We start from the raw sequence: 21900 nt of genomic DNA, 5'->3' as shown, positions 1-21900 counted from the left end.
AAGATGAAACTGCTCATGGTCGACAATTACGACAGCTTTACCTACAACCTCGTGCAATACTTCGGCGAACTCGGTGCGGACGTGCAGGTAGTGCGCAACGACGAAATCCCCGTCGAAGCGATTGACGACATTGCACCGGACAAAATCGTGCTGTCGCCGGGGCCTTGCACACCGACGGAAGCGGGCATTTCCATCCCAACGTTGCTGCGTTTTGCAGGCAAGATTCCCATTTTGGGCGTATGCCTTGGGCATCAATCCATCGGGCAAGCCTTCGGCGGCAAAATCATCCGCGCCAAAGAAATCATGCACGGCAAAATTTCCTTGGTACATCACAACGGCACGGGCGTTTTCACTGGCTTACCCAGCCCATTTGAAGCCACCCGCTACCATTCGCTAGTAATCGAACAGGAAACCATCCCCGACTGTCTGGAAATTACCGCGTGGACAGAAACGGCGGATGGCAAGCTGGATGAAATCATGGGTGTGCGCCACAAAACGCTGCCCGTGGAAGGTGTGCAATTCCACCCCGAATCCATCCTGACCCAATATGGGCATGATATGTTGAGGAATTTCTTGGATGGGAAATAACAAAACGGCTGAACCCGCCACCCTACTCCGTCGCCTCGGCGCAATCATTTATGACACCGTACTCGCTGGTTTCAGCGTAGTGATTATCGCCGCCATTCCCGCTTACGCTTTCACTGCATTAACAGGGGCAAAAGTGCCTGATGTCATCATGATTCTGGTATACGCAGCCATGACCTACGGCTTCTTCGGCTGGTTCTGGACGCACGGCGGGCAAACATTGGGAATGCGAGCATGGAAAGTGCGCGTGGTAACTGAGGCGGGGCAAGCCCTCAACTGGCAGCAAGCCAGATCCCGCTTTGGGTGGGCAATCCTCAGTTGGGCAGCGCTAGGCGTGGGATTCCTGATTTCGCTGTTCGACCCAAACAGGCTGACGTGGCACGACCGTTTTTCTCATACTAGGTTGGTAAGGCTATAGTAAACGCCAAATTGTGCACTGGAAACACCCCTTGCTTGCGGTCATGAAAAAAGCATTCCAGCGTCTTGCGCACCGTGTGGAATGCCAACTCATCCCACGGAATCTCATGCTCATGGAACAAGCGCGTTTCCAAACTTTCCACCCCCGGCGCAAAATCATCCGACACCAATTCGCAGCGGTAAATCACATGGACGTGGCTGACATGCGGCACACTAATCACCGTATACAGCCGTAAATCACGCAAGGTAGCATTTGCCTCTTCATGCGCCTCACGCGCCGCCGCCTGATCGGTGGTTTCGCCGTTTTCCATGAAGCCCGCAGGCAACGTCCACAAACCATAACGCGGCGCAATTGCCCGACGGCACAGCAACACCTGTTCACCCCGCACCGACAATACGCCCGCCACAATCTTCGGATTTTGGTAATGAATCATCCCACACGTATCACACACGAAACGCATCCGTTCATCGTTTTCGGGAATCTTCAAACTCACCGTTGCGCCACAGTCGCTGCAATAATTCATGTTTTCTCCTGAAATAATGGTATCCTACCCGGCTTCGTTTTCTGTTGTGCTGTTTATACCATGAAACCCGTCCTCGCACTGATTGGCCGCCCCAATGTCGGTAAATCCACCCTATTCAACCGCCTGACCCGCTCGCGTGATGCGCTGGTGGCGGACTTCCCTGGCCTAACGCGTGACCGCAAATACGGCACTGGCGACCTCAACGGACGCAGCTACATGCTGATCGACACTGGCGGTTTGAGCGGTGAAGAAGCCGGTATCGACGAACACATGGCGAAACAAACCCGCGCCGCGATGCAGGAAGCCGATGCCATCCTGTTCATCGTCGATGGCAAGCAAGGGCTGACTGCCGCCGACCAACAGATTGCGCAAGACATCCGCGTGATGGGCAAGCCAGTTTACCTGCTCGTCAATAAAATCGACGGCGTGGATGCGGATCAAGCCTCCGCCGAATTTTACGCGCTCGGCTTCACTGAAGTCTTCCAGATTGCAGCGGTGCAAGGGCGCGGCGTCACCGTGCTCATGACGGCGGTACTCGATAGCCTCGGCGCGGATTTCGATGTCGAGGAAGAAGAGGAAGACGACGGCAGCATCCGCATTGCCTTCGTAGGTCGCCCGAACGTGGGCAAATCGACCCTGATCAACCGCATTATGGGCGAAGAGCGCGTGATTGCGTTCGACCAACCGGGCACGACCCGTGACAGTATTTTCATTCCGTTTGAACGCGATGGGCAAACCTACACCCTGATCGATACCGCTGGGGTACGCCGCCGCAGCCGCGTGGATGAAACCATTGAAAAGTTCAGCATTATCAAAACGCTGGATGCGATTCAACGTTGCCATGTCGTCATTATGCTGGTGGATGCACACGACAGCATCACCGACCAAGATGCGCACTTACTGGGGCTGATTTTGGACGCGGGCAAAGCCTTGGTGCTGGCGGTCAACAAATGGGATGGCATGGAATCCGACGACCGCGAGTGGATCAAGCAACAGCTTGAAATCAAACTGCCGTTCCTCGATTTCGCCGAAAAGTATTTCATCTCCGCACTGCATGGCTCTAACGTCGGCTTGCTGTATACGGCGGTGAAACGCGCTTACGATTCCGCCATGCTCAAAGTGCCAACCCCGCGTTTGACGCGCATTCTGGAAATGGCGGTGCAACAGCATCAGCCGCCACTGACCCGTGGGCAACGCATCAAATTGCGCTACGCCCACCAAGGCGGCAGCAACCCATTCCGCGTCATTATTCACGGCAATCGTACCGATTACGTGCCGGATATGTATACGCGCTACCTGACCAACTATTTCCACAAAACCCTAAAATTAGTCGGTAGTCAGGTGCGGATTGAATACAAAGGCGGCGAAAATCCGTATGAAGGCAAGCGCAATACGCTGACACCGCGTCAGGAACACACCAAGAAACGGCAGGATGCGCGTATTCACAAGATTAAGAAGAGTGAGAAGAAAAAGAAGTAAGCTTAATCTAACAACAGTTTGAGCGAAACCAGTAACGACACGGTTACTAGGACAGGGCGGATCAGGCGCGTGCCGTGCTTGACCGCCATGTGCGAACCGAGGTAACTGCCGATCACCTGCCCTACCCCCATCACCAAACCTGCCAACCAGACGATATGCCCTGAAAGCGCGAAGAACAGCAGCGATGCAATATTGCTGGTGAAATTCAGCAGTTTGGTATTACCCGTCGCTTTTGGCAAACCAAACCCCAGCAACGCCACGTAGCCCATTGTGAAAAATGTGCCTGCACCGGGTCCAAAAAAACCGTCGTAGAAACCTGCCCCAATGCCGACGGTCATCGCAAACGTTTTGGGTGAAATGACTTGGTGTTTATCCGCATCGCTGATTTTCGGTGAGAATAAGAAATACAGCGCGAACAAGATCAGCAATACCGGAATCGCTTTTTCCAGCAAGCTGGAGTCGATTTGCTGCACCAACAATGTACCGCCGACGGAGCCGAGAAAGGTGAGCATGATTGCCAGTTTTTGCCCTTTCACATCGATCAAGCCGTGACGGGTGTAGTTGAGCGCGGCGGTGGATGAGCCGAAACTGGCTTGCAATTTGTTGGTCGCCAGTGTTTCCAGCGGACTAAAACCTGCCCACAGTAAGGCAGGGATGCAGATCAGCCCGCCGCCGCCGCCGATGGAATCAACCCAACCTGCGATAATGGCGATGACGAATAGGGCTAAGAGTAATTCCATGAAAATTTTGCCTATTTTTTGTTAATTCAGATTCTATAAAGTTTATTGATCAGTCCCACCATGGTGGAAATTATAGCAGGTTATTGGTGGGGTAGGTCGATGCAGACCAGAGTCAATCCATCCATCAAAATTCACCAGTTGGTTGATTCTTTACGCGGATTAAGCACATTGAAATGATCGTTGCATAGTACCACAAGCCAATAATGCCGCTCCAAACGCTGCTTCGTCGTGTTTAGACGGCACAAGCGACACACCGATCAATTTTGCCCGCATCTGCATCCATGCAGGGTTGCGGCTGCCACCACCGACAGTACGCAGCGTTTTAGGGTAAGGCGCACCCAGTTCATGCAAGCGTTGCCAACCTTCCTGCTCAATCCGGCTCATCCCTTCCAACAGCGCTTGCAGGAATTGTACATCGTCGGCAGGGCGTGGGGTTAAGCGGGGTAGCCACTGCGGATTCGCATGAGGAAAACGTTCCCCTGTTTTCGTCAGCGGGTAATAATCCAATCCCGTCGGGATTTCAGGTCTGAGTTGCGGAGTCAAACGCTGCAAATCATCGCGGGAAAAATACTGCAACAACACCGCCCCACCGCTATTAGATGCGCCCCCTGCTAACCACTTATCGCCTAAACGATGGCTGTAAATGCCGAATTCTGGCGCAAAGATAGGTTTGTCGCTGATGATTTTGAGGGCAATCGTGCTGCCGAGCGAAGTCACTGCATCGCCTAACTCGCTCGCCCCAGTCGCGATGAAAGCGGCGATGCTATCGGTCGTACCAGCGTGTACAAGGCTTTCCACAATTCTATCCCCCGGTGCATAGACCTTGGGTAACAACGCTTCCGGCACTAACGCTTTCACCCATGCAGACCATTCACGTTTCACCGGGTCATAACCCAACTTCAGGCAATTATTCTCATCACTAAAACCGAAATGCCCCGCCAATTTGCCCGCAATCCAATCCGCTTGATGCAGGGCATAAGCGTGCGGTTGATCAGGGTACGCTTCCAACAACCAGAGCAGTTTGGCTAGGCTGCTAGTTACGCCATGCGCCCCACTCTCTCTCGGCGCAAGCGCGGCAATCCGTTGTGCTTGTAGCAGCGCTCGCGCATCGTTATACATCAAGGCAGGCGTAGTAGGATTACCCGCCGCATCTGCCAGCAAGAGCGTGCCAGACGTGCCATCGACTGCAATTCCCCGCAAATGCTCGCGAATAGCCGCAGGCAGTTCCGCTAATACCTGTTGCACCGCTGCCCACCATAGGTCTGGCGTTTGCGCGATATTCGCCGGATAAATCACCCGCGCTTCTGCCCGCACCACCTGATTACCATCAATAACGATCAGACGGCAACCCGATGTGCCGAGATCAATTCCGGCGTAATAACAACTGTTGTTCGGTACTGCGGGCAATTTCAAGCTCCTCATTGGTCGGAATGACCAAAAGCTTGAGGGTAGCAGCTTCCTGTTGGAATTCCAGAATGCCAGTACCATGCGGGGCATTTTTGGCAGGGTCAGGGTATATGCCGAATACCTGCAAATTCGCGCACACTTGCGCCCGAATACGCGCAGAATGTTCGCCGATACCGCCGGTGAAAATCACCGCATCCACCCGACCCAGGACCGCAATATACGCACCGACATATTTTTTCACCCGATAAGCAAACATCGCTTCTGCCAATTGCGCATCGGTATCGCCCGTATCCGCCAGTGTTTGCACTTCGCGCATATCACCAACACCGCACAAACCTTTCAGACCGCTTTTTTTATTGAGGAGTGTTTCCACATCATTAGGGGACAGCCCCGTTTCGCGTTGCAAATAAAAATGCAGCGCGGGGTCAATATCACCGCAACGTGTCCCCATCACCAAACCTTCCAGCGGGGTCATGCCCATCGACGTATCGACGCTATGACCCTTGGCAATCGCAGCAGCACTACAGCCATTGCCGAGGTGCAACGTAATCAAATTGAGATCCGCTAAATCGCGTTGCAAATACGCCGCCGCTTGTTGCGCTACATAATGGTGGGACGTGCCGTGAAAGCCATAACGGCGCACCCGATATTCCGTATACAGCTCCGCTGGCAGCGCATAACGAAACGCCACGGGCGGCATGGTTTGGTGAAATGCTGTATCAAACACCGCCACTTGCGGCACACCCGGAAACAGCCGTTGCGCCACTTCAATCCCCTGCAAATTCGCCGGATTGTGCAACGGGGCGAGCGGAATCATCGCCCGAATCGTCGCGATGACTTCCGCATCAATCAGTGCAGGCTGCTTGAAATGTTCACCGCCATGCACGACGCGATGACCAATCGCCTGAATGTCGGTAATACCTGCCGCTTGCAAATGCCGAATAATCCGCGCCAGTGCATCCTGATGCGACGCCATCTCACTGCCTGCTTCGCCAATCCGATCAATCAGCCCACCGACCAGCACTTGTTGCGCCTCCATGCCGAACACTTGGTATTTGATAGACGAACTGCCTGCATTCAGCACCAAAATTTTCATGCTGCCATCTCCTGTTGTGCCTGAATCGCGGTAATAACCACGGTATTCACAATGTCTGTCACCGTGCAACCACGGCTGAGGTCGTTAACCGGCTTGTTCAAGCCTTGCAACACCGGACCAATGGCAACGGCATTCGCCGAACGTTGCACCGCTTTGTACGTGTTATTCCCTGTATTGAGGTCGGGGAAAATAAAGACCGTGGCTTTACCTGCGACTTCGCTATTCGGCATTTTAGAGCTACCGACTTCCGCATCCACAGCAGCATCGTATTGAATCGGGCCGTCGAGTTTCAGATCAGGGCGACGTGCATGAGCCAGTTGCACCGCGCTACGCACGGTTTCCACGTCATCACCTTTGCCGGATTCACCCGACGAATACGACAGCAACGCCGTGCGTGGCTCAATTCCAAACATCCGTGCCGTGTCGGAAGACGTTACCGCGATGTCAGCCAATTGTTCCGCATTCGGATTAGGGTTGACCGCGCAATCGCCGTACACCAACACCCGATCTTCCAAACACATGAAAAATACGCTGGAAACCAGTGAGCAATTTGGCTTGGTTTTAATGATTTCAAACGCAGGGCGAATGGTGTGTTGAGTCGTATGCGCCGCACCGGATACCATGCCGTCGGCATAGCCCAGATGCACCATCATCGTGCCGAAGTAGCTAACATCCGCCATCGAATCCCACGCATACGAAAACGCACTACACTTATGCTCGCGCAGCTTGTAATACGCATCCGCAAATTCCTGACGTAACGGCGACGTGCGCGGGTCAATAATCGCCACATCACGCAACTTCAAGCCTAAGTGCGACGCTCTAGCACGAACCTCCGCATCCACACCCAGCAAGGTCACTTGCACCACTTCACGTAAGGAAAGAATTTCTGCTGCCCGCAACACGCGCTCATCGTTACTTTCCGGCAACACAATGTGCTTACGCTGCGACTTAGCACGTTGAATCAGCTCGTATTCAAACATCAGCGGGGTCATGCGCTGCCCCACGTTCTGGATAATCAACTGACGCAACTGGTGCATATCCACATGCGATTCCATCAACCCCAATGCCACCGCAATCTTGCGCTCGTCGGAGGGCAAAATGCTACCCTCGACTTCATTCACTTTCAGCGCCGTCTCGAAAGTATCCAGCGGCGAAGACAGAATCGGCAAACGCAACGGATTCATGCCTTCCAGCAATTTGCTGACTTGCGGCGCAGGTTTTTGCCCACCCGTCAGCACTAGCCCTGCAATCAACGGGTAATTGCTGGAAGCATCCGCTGCCAAACTGCCGAGAATAATGTCGGAACGGTCGCCGGGGGTAATAATCAGCGTGCAATTTTCCAAATGATCAAGGAAATCTTGCACCTGCATCGCCGCCACCTTGTAGCGCGATACCTCATGGTTCATCGACTGGGGCGTGCCATAGAGGCAATCGAAATGCAAGGCGCGGGCAATTTCCCCCACGGTGGGGCGTTCCAACGCACTCTTTTCAGGCAACACGTAAAACGGGAAGCGTGAACCTTGCAACAATGCTGACAGCTCATCCACTTCATGTGGCGGCACGCGATTAGCAAAGGCAGCGAGCAATTCGCAATGTTGCCCCGCATCCAAATGCTCTTCCAACATGCGGACTGCATCGGCAATTTCACCCGCCGTGCGCCCATGTCCTTTGATGACAGGCAGGAACAAGCACCCGAAGTGATTCGCAAGGCTGGCATTGAAATCGAGTTCCAGCGCCGAGCTTGCGCCCGTGAAATCCGTGCCAGCGCACACCACGATGTCCATTTTTTCTTGTACAGCGCGGTATTTGGCGAGGATCAGTTTGAGGAGTTCATCGTGGTTACCTTCTGCCACCATTTTGCGGGCAACATCTTGGGTCACGCCGTACAGTTCACTGCCACTCATATCCAAGTCATAACGCTTGGAAATCAGGTGAATCAGCGGGTCGCGTCCGTTATTTTCGAGAATAACGGGGCGGAAGAAACCGACCTTGGGTGTCATGGCGCGGAGCATTTCCATCATGCCCAACACAATAATGGATTTGCCACTGTGGGGTTCTGCCCCTGCTATGTAAATGCTATGAAACACGCTTGTACCCCTTAGAATTCCAGTAATTTTGTGCGTTGCAGCAATCATAATAAAGCAATACGGGGGTAACTGCCAATGAGGTTTTATGTCGAAATGGTTAAGCAGTACATATACATCCTTTGTTTTTACACAATTCAATCCTATTTCTTGCTTGATTGGCACGTATTGTTACCCATCGAAAGGCAAAACACTTTCGCTTCACACACACTAACTGGGGAAACAAATTGAAAAAGATGACGTTATTCTCAAGCGCACTGATCGCTGGCGCACTGTTCACATCGTCTGTGGCAATGGCAGCACCACACGCACAACACCAACGTTTGGATGTGAATATCGCCCAATTGGATATGCGTATTGATGCGGGCGTTAAAAGCGGCAAGCTGACTCAAAGCGAAGAACGCCAAGTACGCAAAGAACTGCGTACATTAGGTACATCCGTCAAAGCCGCGTTGAAAGATCATAAAGTTACCAAGCGTGAACGCGCTAACGTAGCCGATCAAGAAGTCGCATTGAACAAACTGATTACCAAGCTGTCCAACAATAAAGTGGTAGTGAAGAAAGATGAGCGCCACGATGGCAAACGTGATCAACGTGATCAACATCAACCTGCGCCGGTTAAATCAGACAAGATGCAACACGGGCAGTTTGATCAAGGCAGAGGTCACGACAAAGCACCACCAATGCCATACGCACAACACGCTAAATAAGTGTACGGTGAACAAATAGGGGGCTGTTTGATAAAGGGCTAAACAGGGCTGGGGATTAAGATAACCAAGGATTGGGATTAGGGGCAAAGGGTCAACCAACGTGGGCGGGTTGACCCTTTTTTATGGGCGAAAGCGTCGCTTATTTTGCTGGCGCTGTGGTAGCCGCTTCGGCGACCGCTGGGGTTGCTTCAATTTTCACTTTTTCTGCTGCGCCATCACAGTAGCTCCACGTCGCTTCCCAACGTGCTGGGAAACCTTTGTCGAGGAACTTGATCTGGTAACGCCCCCAGAACTTCGTCATATTGCCGTAAATGCCGGGACGCTCGGTGGTGCATTCCACTTTAGCCTTGTTTTTTGCCCAGTAACCATCATACGTACCACGGTTTTGGTAGACTTTAGCCAAACCCAAAATGTAGACCACACCCGGATCTTCCGCAGAGCCATAAGCAAATACCGACGTTGGGCCGATTTCATCAGCGTACACAATACGCCCAACGTTGCTGTTCCATACTTCATCAGCAATTGCGTTACCGCCAACCATCAACAAGGCTGCCAGCCCTAGCGCTTTCAAACTCGTCATTTTCATCAGATGCCCTCTTCTCAAGTGAATGTCGGCGGATTATACCAGACTCTTGCTCACGATTTCATACACATCCCCCGACAAACCCGCGTGCGTTTGAATGCGCTCCAGTTGGGCTTTCATCAAACCGCTACGAATCGTTTCGTACTGCCGCCAGTTCATCAATGGGCGCACCATGCGTGAGGCAATTTGTGGGTTCATTGCATCCAATTCCAGCACGCGGTCGGTGAGGAACGCGTAACCGCTGCCGTCTGGCGCGTGGAAATGCAATGGGTTACGCATCGCAAAACTACCCACCAATGCCCGTACTTTATTCGGATTGCGCAAATCGAACAGCGGGTGTTGCATCAATCCTTGCACTTGTTGCAGCGTATCCGGCAATGACGAGGTGGCTTGCAGGGCAAACCATTTATCCATCACCAACGCATCGTGCTGCCAACGGTCGTGGAAATGTTGCAAAGCGACTTCCCGTTGCGGACATTCAATGCGGCTCAATACCGACAATGCCGCCATTGCATCGGTCATATTGCCTGCGGTCATGTACTGTTGCAGACACGTTTCGTGGATACTGTCATCCTGAATCCGCCCCAAATACGCCAGACAAACATTTTTCAAACTACGCCGCCCAATGCTTGCCGCATCCGGTGAATAGTCGCCCTGCCCTTGCGCGTGCAAGTCGGCGTACAACGTTTCCAAATCCAAGCGCAAGGCTTTCGCCAACGTCGCGTGGATGAATTCGCGTACCGTGTGAATCGCTTCAGGGTCAGACGGTCGCGCCCGTTCCGCAATATCGGCCTCGGATGGCAGCGTCAAGGCTTCAGCACGTAAAGCATGATCCAAGGTGGCATCGGTAAGAATCGCCTGATACGCACTGATAAAATCGTGTTCCAATCCGAAGGCTTCCTGTTGCTGATGCGCTGCCAGCAAGCTAAGGATAGTTTGCATCGCCAAGCGTTGCCCCGCATCCCAGCGATTAAACGCATCGCTGTCATGCTTCATCAGAAACACCAAATCGGCGGCGGTATACGGGTAGCTCAGTTTGACCGGCGCAGAAAACCCGCGCAGCAACGACGGCACAGGTTGTTCCGGCACATCGCTAAAGCTGAACGTTTGCTCGGCTTCGGTGAGGCGCAATACTTGCGTACCGAGCATGTCTTGCCCGTGGCTATTCAACAAACCCACTTCGATTGGAATCAAGAACGGCGATTTCACCGCTGCTTCTGGCGTTGCAGGGCAGGTTTGGGTGAAATGCAGCGTACACGTTTGCGCCGCCGCGTCGTAAGCCATGCGCACTGCCACGTCCGGCGTACCCGCTTGATCATACCAACGCTGGAACTGGCTTAAATCGGCTGCGTTAGCATCCGCCATTGCTGCCAGAAAATTTTCGGTGGAAACCGCGTGTCCGTCATGCCGCTGGAAATACAAATCCATGCCCTTGCGGAAACCGTCACGCCCCAACAAGGTTTGGTACATACGCACCACTTCCGCCCCCTTCTCATAAACCGTCACGGTGTAGAAGTTATTGATTTCCATATAAGACGACGGGCGAATCGGATGCGCCATCGGGCTGGCATCTTCCGCAAACTGATGGGTACGCAACATCCGCACATCTTCAATGCGCTTCACCGAGCGTGAATGCAGATCAGAGGTAAATTCTTGATCGCGAAATACCGTCAAGCCTTCCTTCAACGATAACTGAAACCAATCGCGGCAGGTCACGCGGTTGCCCGTCCAGTTGTGGAAATACTCATGCCCGATCACCGCTTCAATGCTGACGTAATCCATATCCGTCGCCGTGGCGGGGCTGGCGAATACCAACTTGGAGTTGAATACGTTCAGCCCCTTGTTTTCCATCGCCCCCATATTAAAGTCGTCGACCGCCACAATCATGTAAATATCGAGGTCGTATTCCAGCCCAAAGCGCTGTTCATCCCAGTGCATGGCACGCTTGAGCGACTGCATGGCGTGGTCACACTTGTCGATATTGTGCGCTTCGGTGTAGATGCGTAAGGTCACATCACGACCGGACAGCGTGGTGTAATGGTCTTCTACGTGCTGCAAATTTCCCGCCACCAGCGCGAATAAATACGCTGGTTTCTGAAACGGATCTTCCCAACGCGCCCAATGTCTGCCATCCGCCAAATCGCCGCTACCCGTCAAATTGCCGTTGGAAAGCAGCACGGGGTATTTCTGCTTATCCGCCAGAATCTGCGTAGTAAATACGGTCATGACATCGGGGCGGTCGGGGTAATAGGTAATTTTGCGGAAACCTTGCGCCTCGCATTGCGTGCAGAAATTGCCACTGGTTTGGTACAAACCTTCCAACGAGGTATTTTTCTGCGGGTAAATGCGCGTCACGATTTCCAACGTACACAATGCGGATACGTTCGGGATGCTCATCCCCGTGTCGCTCACGCTGTAATCGGTAGCCGTTAGCGGCAAACCGTTCAGGCGGATTTCCAACAATTCGAGGTTTTCGCCGAAGAGTTCCAACGGCGCATCAGCAGCAACACCTGAAGCGCGGCGGTAATTTGCCACACTAGTCACGCGGGTAGCATCTTCGCCCAATTCAAACACCAACGATACCGCATCCACGCGATAAGCAGGTGCGGTGTAGTCCTGCAAATAAATGGTTTTAGGTTCACCTTGTTTCATTTTTTTATCTCTTTTGTATTAACCAGCAATGTATAAGGCTTTGAGAATAGCAGCATGATCAGGATGTTGCGGCGTAATTAATCCCATGCGCAATAAAAGATCAATATTGACCAAGGTGCAATTGTCCTTGAATGCTTCCGTGGTTTCCGTCAGATGCGCTATTTCTGCTAAAGGAATTCGCTCAAATGCAATGACTTCACCATCAGTATTTTCCGGCACAAAATCTTCTGGCAACCACAAGTCATACACGTAAATGGTGGAATTATCCAAACCGCGCCAGCCTGCTTGCTGGTAAGGAATCGTACCAATCGCTTGTGCTTGTTGTGCCAATGCTAGTGGGATATTCGCTTCTTCTTGCGACTCTTTAATGACATTTTCCAGCAAACCTAAGCCGACGGGCTGACCGCCTGCCACCATCTGATCGAGCTTGCCCGGCCAGAAAGGTTTATCCAACGAGCGCGTGCCTACCCAGACCTCAACGCCGTTAGCCGTTTGCACCAAACCGTTAACGTGGATGCCGAAGGTTTTCACCCCCATGAAATTGGTCGCCGCCCGTTCGATTTCTAATTCAGCGTGACCACCGAAACTGTGGGTGATTGGATAGGCTTCTGCCACCCAGCTATCAATCACGCCTTGTTCGTACAACGCCCGGAACACAGGCGCAACCGCTGCCGTTCGTGTGGCGTAATCACCCAGTGCGGGATTTAACACCACCGTCGTATCCGTTACGGTAAAAATATCTGCCCACTGTGCCAAGTGTGCGGAGAAGTCGGGTTTGATTTGCCCGTAGACTTTGCCGTCGATCAATAATGCACGGTAGTGAGTGGGTTCAAAATTATTGCAAGCATAAATGCGGTCAAGGTAGCTCATGATGTATCAACGGTTGTTGCTGGGAAAACTTGGTCATGCTGGTATTCAGCATCCACCCCAGCGAGAGTACAACCAGAATTCCCACCACAGCAAGTGTCCGCCATAATTTACCGACCATACACGACAAACGTTCGGATTTTTGCAGATCGGCGTACATCTCACGGTCAATATAGCCCTGCACTTTGTTAAAACCGCTAAAGTCGATGGTGAAAGTATCACCTTCCTGATGCAGCAAAAGTTCTTCGACCAACGGAGCTTCGCGGGTATAGATCGAGCGCACGGATTCAATCACCCCCTGTTTATCCAAAGTGCTCAGACCGTTGACTTTACGCACGCGGTCATCCGCCACATCACGCAATTGCCAGACCATTGAGCCTTTACCGGGCGACATTTCGGTGCAAACAAGGGATTGAATGGTATATGTTTTTTGCATTGTTATGAGCCAACTACCCAAAGAATTGGCCTAACTTTAGCATACCTAAGACAAAGCTTATCTTAGATCACGATGAGCTGCATCACAAAACGGCGCATTTTTAGTGTGTTTACAGGCGCACAAGCCGTATTTTTTACTTTCCGTTACGGTGAATTCCAGCGGAGTAAAATCCGTCCCCTTGTGTGAACCGTCGCAAAACGGCTGATTGGCAGAACGACCGCAGGTACACCACCAATAGCTTTGAGCGGCTTCCAGTTCCACTACACACGGTTTTTTCTGCGCAATAACGGGGTCACTCATGACTTACTCCTCATAATCGGAATGAATTTTTCAGGCAATTTGCTGGGCAACAAGGTCGGTGCCCAAGCGTGACCATACACCACTTCGTAGGTGGCGGGATAAAGCCCATCTTCTTGACGAAAGTATTCGTAAGCCTGCAAAAAAGCCTGTAGGTGTGCTTTGCCGGTCAAGCCGTGATTGCGCCCGTGTGTGGCGTTGTTTGCGCCGATGCCTTTCAGATCACGCAACAAGCCGCGCACATCGGCGTAGGTCAGCGTAATGGTTTCCATATCCACCACCGGATCGCGAAAACCGGCTTGCAACAGCGCATCGCCCACATCGTGCATATCGGCAAAGCGGCTGGTGTGGGTAAAGCCATCCACCTGACTCCAGCTTGCCCGCAATTCCTTGAGCGTATCGGGGCCGAAGGTGGCAAACATCAGCAAACCGTTCGGCTTCAATACGCGCACCCATTCGCCAAACACGGCGGGCAAATCATTGCACCATTGCAGCATTAGGTTGGACATCAGCATGTCCGCGCATTGCGGCTGAAATGGCAGGTGATTGGCATCGGCGCACACGCCTTGTGGCTTACGAAACCAACCGCCGCGTTGCCGCGTTTTTTGCACCATATTAACGGCAAGATCGACACCAATGACGCGGGCTTTTTTGTACCGCTTCAGCAAATGTGCGCTGATTGCACCCGTGCCGCAACCGAGGTCGAGCACGGTTTCGGGCTGCATCTTGATGAAATCCAAGCGTTCCAGCAGACGCTCGCCGATTTCACGCTGCAATACCGCGTTGGCATCGTAAGTATGCGCGGCGCGTTCAAAGCCTTGGCGGGTTTTGCGCTTATCCAGCAGGTAGGGGTTAGCAGTGTCAGAGCGCATCCAGAAATGTCTCGATATGTTCCATGAAAAGCTCCGGGTGGGTAACGAAGGGTACATGCGCGGCACTCTCCAACAGCGCGATGTGCTTATACCCCATTTCGGGCAGTGCGTCAGCTAAGGATGCGGGAATCAGCTTGTCGAGCCTGCCCAATAGCCACAGCGCAGGTTGGGTCACAGGGGTTTGCGAAAAATCGGCGGTTTGCAGAATGGTTAAGCCTTGTTCCAACGCGGCAATGCTGGCGGGATGTTCCATAATGCGGTCGCGCAACGCATTCACCACGCGGGTATCGGTTTTGGTGCTGAGGAATTGCAGCGCAAAAAAGCGTTTCACCGTTCCGAGATAATCGGTTTGCAGGCTTCTACCGAACAGTGCCAATAGATCGGGGGATACGCCGTGCGCCCAATCACCTTCAGCCACAAATTTGGGCGTGCTGGCAATCAAGACCAGCGCGGCAACGCGGTCAGGCAAGGCGTGCGCCAAACCCTGCGCGATTAAACCACCGAGTGACCAGCCCATAATAATGGCATCTTGCGGAATGAGGGGCGCAAGTTGCTCCACTGCCTCCGCCAATGTTCCCAGCGGTAAATGGCTGTTTGCGCCATGTCCGGCTAGGTCGATGCAGGTAACTTGGGCATGTTGCGCCAACGTAGGCAGCAGTGGCTGCCAGACGTGGCTGTTCATTCCCCAGCCGTGGAGGAGGACGAGGGGTCTAGACAAACATTACTCCTACTCAATCCAACAAATACGACACCACACCATCCGCCAACTTGGGTTCAAACCACGTCGACTTCGGCGGCATCACATCATTATTATCAGCGACCGACATCAGATCCTGCATACTGGTCGCAAACAGTGAAAACGCCACCGCCATTTCGCCGCTATCCACGCGCTTTTCCAAGCCAGCCAAGCCGCGAATGCCGCCCACGAAATCAATACGATCATCGCGACGCGGATCACTAATGCCCAACACCGGCTCAATCAAGTAACGCGCCAAACGGCTCACATCCAAGCGTGCCACCGGGTCATCATGCGGCATTAGCGCAGCGTTTAAGGTCAATTTGAACCACTGCTTATCCAAATACATCCCAAACGTACCCGGCTCAGTCGGTTTCACGGGCGTAGCGGAAGGCTCTAACGCAAAATGCTCTTCCACTGCCGCAAGGAATTGCGTCGTTTCCAAGCCATGCAAATCCTTCACCACGCGGTTGTAGTCAAAGATTTTCATCTGATGCGCAGGAAAAATCACCGACAAAAAGAAATCCCATGGCGCAACCCCGCTACTACCGTTTTGCTCATGGCGCATCTTCGCAATGCGTGAAGCCGCTGCCGAACGGTGATGCCCATCCGCAATATACAAAGCGTGCATCGCATTAAACGCCGCCGTCAATGCGGCAATGCTTGCCGCATCGTCAATCACCCACAGCGTATGTTGAATACCATCATCCGCCGTCACATCCAGCGCGGGTTCACCTTGTGATGCCGCCGCCAAAATCGCATCCACCGCAGGCGCAGCAGGATAAGCGAGCAACACGGGGCCAGTTTGCGCATTGACCGCATCAATCTGGCGTACCCGATCATCCTCCTTCACAGGGCGGGTAAATTCATGTTTGCGAATTCGATTCGTGTCGTAATCCGCCACCGATGCACCCGCGACCAGCCCCGTTTGCGAATGCCCATCCATGATTAAACGGTAAACGTAGTAACACGGCTGTTCATCGCGTATCAATAAACCCGCGTCCACAATGCGATGCAGATTCTCCGCTGCCTTGGCATAAACGTCTGCGCTATACGGGTCGGTATCTTCTGGCAAATCAATTTCTGGCTTGGAAATATGCAGGAAACTCCACGGCTTACCGTCAGCACGCTCGCGAGCTTCGGCAGAGTTCAGCACGTCATAGGGCGGCGCGATTACCTCGCTACCACGATTAGGGGCAGGGCGTAGCCCTTTAAACGGCGCAATCAGATTCATGCAGGAAACCTTTCCACAAAACTAAAAAGTGCGCGTAGTATAATCATCGAGGTCAACTTGGGGAACATAAGGCTTGCGCAACACTCTATAATGAGCTGGATATTCCCGTTTATCTATTGCATCATCGCAAACCATAACGGTCTGAGCACTACGGGCAAATACCAACGCCGATAACAGGTTCTTAATGAAATCGCATAACAGATTCACAGCGCTTCTCTCGACTAGCACACTTGCTTGTTCATTATGGTTATTGACAGCCGTGCCTAGCTTTCAGGTAGAAGCTGCATCGAGCATTGATTTACGGGACACCGACATCCACGAATTAATCGGCATTGTCGCTAAATCAACCGGTAAAAATTTCATCGTTGACCAACAAGTGCGCGGCAAAGTGACCTTCGTTTCTGGGCGTGGCTTAGATCCAGACGGCTTGTATGAAGCCTTCCTTTCCGTGTTGCAAGTCCACGGTTATGAAGCCGTCGAGTCCGGTGACTTGATCAAAATCGTCCCCGTCGGCAAAGCCCGTTCTAACGTAGCACCCTTGGTTGCTAATGCCGCTGAAAGCGATGCGGATGAAACCATTACCCAAGTCGTCAACCTTGAGTACATCCCCGTCACCACCGCCATCCAAACGTTAATGCCGCTGAGTGGTCAAGGCGAAACCAGTATTCTCCCCAATCAAGCCAGCAACTCTCTAGTCCTCAAAGGCAAAGCGCAAAATATTGAACGCTTGCTCGATGTCATCGCCAGCGTCGATAAGCCTAATAATGAAGACTTTGAGCTAGTACCCCTTGATTACGCGGTGGCTTCCCAAGTCGCGCAAACCTTGCAAACCCTGATGGGTGGCAATGGCGCAGCCGCAGCCGGTGGCGGAGGCATTATGCCACCCGGCGGCAAAGTCTCAGCGGACGAACGCACCAACAGCGTGCTGATTTCCGGCGACAAACAAACCCGCGAACGCATGAAAAAAGCCATCGTCAAATTGGACGTCAAACGCGCCGAGGAAGGCGATACCCGCGTCATTCAACTCCGCTATGCCAAAGCAGAAGATGTGGTGAATGTCCTCAATGGCGTTTCCCCCAACCTGCAACGTTACGGCGCAGGCAGCTATTACGACTATGCCAGTATGAATGCTGCCGCAGGTGGTGCTGGTGCATCACCCGATGGCACGGGCGCTGCACCGAGTGCAACCTCAGCAGGTGTCAAAGTGCTGGCGGACAAAAGCAGCAATTCCATCATTATCAGCGGCCCGCCGACCTTGCAAAAAAACATGATGTCGGTGATTAACCAACTCGACCGCCGTCGGGCGCAAGTCATGGTCGAAGCCGTGATTGCGGAAGTGTCCACCGACCTTTCCAACAAAATCGGCGCATCACTGGTATCCAACGGCAGCAATGGCGTGGGCTACAGCAACTTTGGCGGTTTGGGCACGATTGCCGGACTCTACAGCGGTATTAAAACCAGCACGATTCCCAACATCGCCAATGGCTTATTGCTGGGTGGCGGCAACGACAGCTTTGGCGCGATTGTCGAGGCCCTCAAAGGCGATGCAGCCACCAATATCCTCTCCACCCCGACCTTAGTGACGATGGATAATGAAGAAGCCGAAATCACCGTCGGTCAGGAAGTGCCGTTCATTACCGGCAAATCCACCAATGCCGCCAACGATACTACCAACCCGTTCACCACCATCGAACGCAAAGATGTCGGCTTGAAATTCAAAATCACCCCGCAAATCAATCGGGGTGAAACGGTCAACCTCAAAATTGATCAAGAAACTTCCAATGTGGCTTCTAGCAGCGCGGGTGCTTCCGACTTGATCACCAACAAACGCCGCATTACCACCAATGTCATGGTGGAAGATGGACAGATTTTGGTGTTGGGTGGCTTGATCGAAGACAACTACCGCGATTCTGAAAGCAAAGTACCGTTTTTGGGTGATCTGCCCGTGTTAGGCAATGCCTTCCGCAGCAATACCACCAACAAAACCAAAAACAACCTGATGGTGTTCATCCACCCCATCATTATGCCGGACGGGCAATCCGCAGATGCCTACACCCGCATGAAATACCACACCATGCAGCAGCAACAGCAACGCAGCAAAGTGTTGCAACGCGACCGTTTGGATGGTGGTGCTTCTACCCTGCCACCCGACATGAACCGCGTCACCAATGGCACGGCGGACAGCTTGCACAATCCGCCGCCACCACCACCCGCACCAGCGGTGAAGAAAGTCGCCAAAGACGCGTGCAATAAATCCGACCCCTTCTGTAACGGGGCATTATGAGCGCGAAAAACGCCATTGCCCTCACCGAAGAACCCGTTGCTGCGCCGCTGAATTTGCCGTATAGCTTTGCCAAGCGTCACGGTATTTTGCTGCAAAGTCACGGGCAAAACGGTCAGCCCCCACAAGTCTTATGCCGTCAGGGGGTAACGCCGCTAGCGCTTGCCGAAGTGCAACGCCTCAGCAATGCTGCCCTGCACTTCCAATCCGTCGATAACGCCACCTTCGACCGCTTACTCGCGGCGCATTACGACCGCAGCCAAGTCGGCGCATCCATGATGCAGGACATCGGCGACGATGCCGATTTGCAAGACATTGCAGGGTCACTGCCGGAACCGGAAGACTTGCTAGAATCCGAAGACGACGCGCCGATTATCCGCCTCATCAACGCATTGTTGACGCAAGCGGTTAAAGAAGGCGCATCCGACATCCACATCGAAACGTTTGAAACGCGTATGTCGGTGCGAATGCGTGTTGATGGCATTCTGCGCGAAATCATCGAACCACCGCGCAAACTCGCCCCCGTGATCATTTCGCGGATCAAAGTCATGGCGCGGCTGGACATTGCCGAAAAACGCTTGCCGCAAGACGGGCGTATTTCCTTACGTGTCGCGGGGCGCGGTGTGGACGTGCGCGTTTCCACCCTGCCTTCAGGTCACACCGAACGCGTGGTATTGCGCTTACTCGACAAGCAAGCCGGACGTTTGAACCTGTCGCATCTGGGTATGGATCCGAAGATTTACGACCGTCTGCAATTGCTGATCGAAAAGCCGCACGGCATTATTCTGGTCACGGGTCCCACTGGTTCGGGAAAAACCACCACGCTGTATGCGGGGCTTACCCACCTCAATGACCAACGCCGTAATATTTTGACGGTGGAAGACCCGATCGAATACTACATCGACGGCATCGGGCAAACCCAAGTTAACGCCAAAGTGGATATGACGTTTGCACGCGGCTTACGCGCCATTTTGCGCCAAGACCCAGATGTGGTCATGGTCGGTGAAATCCGCGACTTGGAAACCGCCGAAATCGCGGTGCAAGCCAGTTTGACAGGGCATTTGGTATTTTCCACCCTGCACACCAATACCGCCGTCGGCGCGGTCACGCGTTTGCAAGACATGGGTGTCGAACCGTATTTGCTCGCCTCCAGTTTGCTGGGGGTCATTGCGCAACGGCTGGTGCGTGTCCTCTGCCCCGAATGCAAGCAACCCGCAGCGGCGGACGATGGCGAAATGACTATCCTCCGCGCTGATACCCGTTCCCCGCGCCCAATTTTATACAAACCCGTCGGCTGCCCTACGTGCAACCATCGCGGCTTTGTCGGGCGACTCGGTATCTACGAACTGGTGGCACTGGATGACGGCTTGCGCCAAATGATTCACGACCGCAAAAGCGAGATGCAGCTCGAAGCCTACGCCCGCCAACACAGCCCCAGCATCCGCGAAGACGGTATCCGCCTCGTACTGGAAGGGCGCACCTCCTTGGATGAAGTGCTGCGCGTGACCCGCGAGGATGCGTAACCGTGCCAGCCTTTGAATACCTCGCCCTCAATGTTGCCGGTAAAGAAGAACGCGGCATTCTGGAAGCCGATACCTCGCGGCAAGTTCGGCAATTGTTGCGTAACCGCGACCTGATTCCGCTCGAAGTCAACGAAGTTGCCCAAAAACAGAAAAAGACCGAAGGTCGCTCGTTGTTTGGTGGCGGACGCTTAAACCCTGCCGACCTTGCCTTAATGACGCGGCAATTGGCAACGCTGATTCGTGCTGGTTCACCGATTGAAGAAGCCTTGGGCGCGGTGGTACGTCAAACCGAACGCAATTCCTCGCGGCGCATTTTTTCCGCGATTCGCTCACGCGTGATGGAAGGTCACACGTTAGCGGGTTCATTGGGGCAATTTCCTAGTGCGTTTCCCGTGCTGTATCGCGCCACCGTCGGCGCGGGTGAACAGTCGGGGCATTTATCCGAAGTACTGGAACGCCTCGCGGATTACACCGAAAACCGCCAACATAATCAGCAAAAAGTTACCACGGCCCTCGCTTACCCCATGATTCTCTTGCTGGTTGCCATTGGCGTAGTGTCGGCATTGTTACGCTTCGTCGTGCCCAAAGTCGTGGAAGCGTTTGCCACGCTCGACATCGAATTGCCGTTGTTGACGCGGATGCTGATTTCCGCCAGTGAATTCCTGCAAAACCACGGGCTAGCATTGCTGATCAGCATTATCCTGCTGATTGTCGGGATTGTTTGGCTACTGCAACGCCCGACATGGAAACATCGCTTCCACCGTTTGGTATTGCGTCTACCAGTCATTGGACGCATCACCCGTGGTGTTAATACTGAAAACTTTGCCCGCACTTTCAGCATTCTCAGCAGCAGCGGCGTGACGGTATTGGATGCGATGAAAATTTCTGCCGAAGTCGTCATCAATATCCCCATGCGCCAATCGGTGCTGGAAGCAGCGGAAAAAGTGCGCGAAGGAATGCCCATCCACAAAGCACTGGAACGTTCCGGCTATTTCCCGCCGATGATGGTTTACTTAATTGCCAGCGGTGAAGGCAGCGGCAAATTGCCGGATATGCTGGAACGTGCTGCTGTGCAGCAAGAGCGCGAAGTCCAAGCCAAAATTGCCACCATGCTAAGCCTACTCGAACCGGGCTTGATTTTGGTGATGGGCGGTATTGTGACGTTAATTGTCCTTTCTATCATGCTACCCGTCATGGGCGGCATGTCGCAGATCATGCACTGATCACTATTATTTTTTCTGATTAAGCATTTCGTCAGCTAAATAGCCTCGGTCGTAGGCTATGGCGTTGAGGCACGCGCACGCCCGTCGCATAGTATCCACACCAAGCACAGAATTATTTTCTGTCCAATATTAAAAATAATACCCCATGGGAAGT

At 53.1% G+C, this 21900-nt stretch carries 20 protein-coding genes; 7 read left to right on the top strand and 13 right to left on the bottom strand.

Annotated features, from left to right (window positions below; all coding sequences use genetic code 11):
- Nucleotides 1-3: 3 nt before the first annotated feature.
- On the top strand, nt 4-588 hold the full coding sequence (locus J1836_RS18690) for an anthranilate synthase component II (RefSeq protein ID WP_207252614.1): 585 nt from the start codon (nt 4-6) through the stop codon (nt 586-588).
- Complete coding sequence (locus J1836_RS18685) at nt 578-1003, top strand: RDD family protein (protein ID WP_207252613.1); 426 nt, start codon at nt 578-580, stop codon at nt 1001-1003. The genes J1836_RS18690 and J1836_RS18685 overlap by 11 nt, the downstream gene beginning before the upstream one ends.
- Here the strand turns inward: J1836_RS18685 and J1836_RS18680 are convergent.
- Nucleotides 984-1526: an NUDIX hydrolase gene (locus J1836_RS18680; RefSeq protein ID WP_207252612.1), complete on the bottom strand. Its 543-nt coding sequence runs from the start codon at nt 1524-1526 to the stop codon at nt 984-986. The genes J1836_RS18685 and J1836_RS18680 overlap by 20 nt on opposite strands.
- Before the next feature lie 60 nt (nt 1527-1586).
- Here J1836_RS18680 and der point away from each other — a divergent pair, with 60 nt between their 5' ends.
- Nucleotides 1587-3005, top strand: coding sequence for a ribosome biogenesis GTPase Der (gene der, locus J1836_RS18675; protein WP_207252611.1), 1419 nt, complete (start codon nt 1587-1589; stop codon nt 3003-3005).
- 2 nt (nt 3006-3007) lie between these two features.
- Here der and J1836_RS18670 read toward each other — a convergent pair whose 3' ends face one another.
- The 4 genes from J1836_RS18670 to pta form a co-directional block, all read right to left on the bottom strand.
- Nucleotides 3008-3745 (bottom strand): TSUP family transporter, encoded by a 738-nt coding sequence (locus J1836_RS18670; protein ID WP_207252610.1) that lies wholly within the window; start codon nt 3743-3745, stop codon nt 3008-3010.
- 159 nt (nt 3746-3904) lie between these two features.
- Nucleotides 3905-5152, bottom strand: a complete 1248-nt coding sequence (locus J1836_RS18665) for an FGGY-family carbohydrate kinase (protein WP_242632920.1) — start codon at nt 5150-5152, stop codon at nt 3905-3907.
- Nucleotides 5109-6248, bottom strand: coding sequence for an acetate/propionate family kinase (locus tag J1836_RS18660; RefSeq protein WP_207252608.1), 1140 nt, complete (start codon nt 6246-6248; stop codon nt 5109-5111). Before J1836_RS18660 ends, J1836_RS18665 begins: the two co-directional genes overlap by 44 nt.
- On the bottom strand, nt 6245-8335 hold the full coding sequence (pta, locus tag J1836_RS18655) for a phosphate acetyltransferase (protein WP_207252607.1): 2091 nt from the start codon (nt 8333-8335) through the stop codon (nt 6245-6247). The genes J1836_RS18660 and pta overlap by 4 nt, the downstream gene beginning before the upstream one ends.
- A 233-nt stretch (nt 8336-8568) precedes the next feature.
- Here pta and J1836_RS18650 point away from each other — a divergent pair, with 233 nt between their 5' ends.
- The gene (locus tag J1836_RS18650; RefSeq protein WP_207252606.1) at nt 8569-9042 is read left to right on the top strand and encodes a hypothetical protein; all 474 of its coding nucleotides are present in this window, start codon (nt 8569-8571) and stop codon (nt 9040-9042) included.
- Nucleotides 9043-9181: 139 nt separating this feature from the next.
- On the opposite strand, the gene J1836_RS18645 is transcribed toward J1836_RS18650, so the two are convergent.
- Genes J1836_RS18645 through J1836_RS18610 form a run of 8 tightly spaced genes read right to left on the bottom strand, consistent with a single transcriptional unit; the run spans nt 9182 to nt 16719 of the window.
- Nucleotides 9182-9628: a hypothetical protein gene (locus J1836_RS18645; RefSeq protein WP_207252605.1), complete on the bottom strand. Its 447-nt coding sequence runs from the start codon at nt 9626-9628 to the stop codon at nt 9182-9184.
- A 33-nt stretch (nt 9629-9661) separates the two neighbouring features.
- Nucleotides 9662-12277, bottom strand: coding sequence for an aminopeptidase N (gene pepN / locus J1836_RS18640; protein WP_207252603.1), 2616 nt, complete (start codon nt 12275-12277; stop codon nt 9662-9664).
- Nucleotides 12278-12295: 18 nt separating this feature from the next.
- Nucleotides 12296-13147, bottom strand: coding sequence for a DUF4743 domain-containing protein (locus tag J1836_RS18635; RefSeq protein ID WP_207252601.1), 852 nt, complete (start codon nt 13145-13147; stop codon nt 12296-12298).
- Nucleotides 13134-13580, bottom strand: coding sequence for a hypothetical protein (locus J1836_RS18630; protein ID WP_207252600.1), 447 nt, complete (start codon nt 13578-13580; stop codon nt 13134-13136). Before J1836_RS18630 ends, J1836_RS18635 begins: the two co-directional genes overlap by 14 nt.
- A 57-nt stretch (nt 13581-13637) precedes the next feature.
- The gene (locus tag J1836_RS18625; protein ID WP_207252599.1) at nt 13638-13880 is read right to left on the bottom strand and encodes a CDGSH iron-sulfur domain-containing protein; all 243 of its coding nucleotides are present in this window, start codon (nt 13878-13880) and stop codon (nt 13638-13640) included.
- The gene (gene bioC / locus J1836_RS18620) at nt 13877-14749 is read right to left on the bottom strand and encodes a malonyl-ACP O-methyltransferase BioC (RefSeq protein WP_207252598.1); all 873 of its coding nucleotides are present in this window, start codon (nt 14747-14749) and stop codon (nt 13877-13879) included. The genes J1836_RS18625 and bioC overlap by 4 nt, the downstream gene beginning before the upstream one ends.
- Complete coding sequence (bioH, locus tag J1836_RS18615; RefSeq protein ID WP_242632919.1) at nt 14739-15467, bottom strand: pimeloyl-ACP methyl ester esterase BioH; 729 nt, start codon at nt 15465-15467, stop codon at nt 14739-14741. The genes bioC and bioH overlap by 11 nt, the downstream gene beginning before the upstream one ends.
- A 13-nt stretch (nt 15468-15480) precedes the next feature.
- Complete coding sequence (locus J1836_RS18610) at nt 15481-16719, bottom strand: DUF1015 domain-containing protein (protein WP_207252597.1); 1239 nt, start codon at nt 16717-16719, stop codon at nt 15481-15483.
- Nucleotides 16720-16978: 259 nt separating this feature from the next.
- On the opposite strand from J1836_RS18610, the gene gspD reads away from it, so the two are divergent.
- The 3 genes from gspD to gspF are packed head-to-tail and all read left to right on the top strand — an operon-like array spanning nt 16979 to nt 21746.
- A complete protein-coding gene (gene gspD, locus J1836_RS18605; protein WP_207252596.1) occupies nt 16979-19003 on the top strand; it encodes a type II secretion system secretin GspD in 2025 nt (674 codons plus the stop codon).
- On the top strand, nt 19000-20523 hold the full coding sequence (gspE, locus tag J1836_RS18600) for a type II secretion system ATPase GspE (protein WP_207252595.1): 1524 nt from the start codon (nt 19000-19002) through the stop codon (nt 20521-20523). The genes gspD and gspE overlap by 4 nt, the downstream gene beginning before the upstream one ends.
- A 2-nt stretch (nt 20524-20525) precedes the next feature.
- Nucleotides 20526-21746 carry a type II secretion system inner membrane protein GspF gene (gene gspF, locus J1836_RS18595; RefSeq protein WP_207252594.1) on the top strand — a complete coding sequence of 407 codons (1221 nt, stop codon included), beginning with the start codon at nt 20526-20528 and terminating at the stop codon, nt 21744-21746.
- Nucleotides 21747-21900 lie beyond the last annotated feature (154 nt).

It is taken from the genome of Thiothrix fructosivorans, from assembly GCF_017349355.1.
GTDB classification, from domain to species: Bacteria; Pseudomonadota; Gammaproteobacteria; order Thiotrichales; family Thiotrichaceae; genus Thiothrix; species Thiothrix fructosivorans.
Note: the sequence above shows the minus strand (reverse complement) of the source record. Positions and strands in the feature narration are given on the sequence as shown.

Bases quoted from the DNA above. Each gene is read 5' to 3' on its own strand.
- J1836_RS18670 (WP_207252610.1), bottom strand. From the start codon at position 3,745: ATGGAATTACTCTTAGCCCTATTCGTCATCGCCATTATCGCAGGTTGG.
- J1836_RS18685 (WP_207252613.1), top strand. From the start codon at position 578: ATGGGAAATAACAAAACGGCTGAACCCGCCACCCTACTCCGTCGCCTC.
- pepN (WP_207252603.1), bottom strand. From the start codon at position 12,277: ATGAAACAAGGTGAACCTAAAACCATTTATTTGCAGGACTACACCGCA.
- J1836_RS18660 (WP_207252608.1), bottom strand. From the start codon at position 6,248: ATGAAAATTTTGGTGCTGAATGCAGGCAGTTCGTCTATCAAATACCAA.
- J1836_RS18690 (WP_207252614.1), top strand. From the start codon at position 4: ATGAAACTGCTCATGGTCGACAATTACGACAGCTTTACCTACAACCTC.
- bioC (WP_207252598.1), bottom strand. From the start codon at position 14,749: ATGCGCTCTGACACTGCTAACCCCTACCTGCTGGATAAGCGCAAAACC.
- J1836_RS18650 (WP_207252606.1), top strand. From the start codon at position 8,569: ATGACGTTATTCTCAAGCGCACTGATCGCTGGCGCACTGTTCACATCG.
- der (WP_207252611.1), top strand. From the start codon at position 1,587: ATGAAACCCGTCCTCGCACTGATTGGCCGCCCCAATGTCGGTAAATCC.
- gspE (WP_207252595.1), top strand. From the start codon at position 19,000: ATGAGCGCGAAAAACGCCATTGCCCTCACCGAAGAACCCGTTGCTGCG.
- J1836_RS18680 (WP_207252612.1), bottom strand. From the start codon at position 1,526: ATGAATTATTGCAGCGACTGTGGCGCAACGGTGAGTTTGAAGATTCCC.
- J1836_RS18625 (WP_207252599.1), bottom strand. From the start codon at position 13,880: ATGAGTGACCCCGTTATTGCGCAGAAAAAACCGTGTGTAGTGGAACTG.
- J1836_RS18610 (WP_207252597.1), bottom strand. From the start codon at position 16,719: ATGAATCTGATTGCGCCGTTTAAAGGGCTACGCCCTGCCCCTAATCGT.
- J1836_RS18635 (WP_207252601.1), bottom strand. From the start codon at position 13,147: ATGAGCTACCTTGACCGCATTTATGCTTGCAATAATTTTGAACCCACT.
- J1836_RS18645 (WP_207252605.1), bottom strand. From the start codon at position 9,628: ATGAAAATGACGAGTTTGAAAGCGCTAGGGCTGGCAGCCTTGTTGATG.
- J1836_RS18630 (WP_207252600.1), bottom strand. From the start codon at position 13,580: ATGCAAAAAACATATACCATTCAATCCCTTGTTTGCACCGAAATGTCG.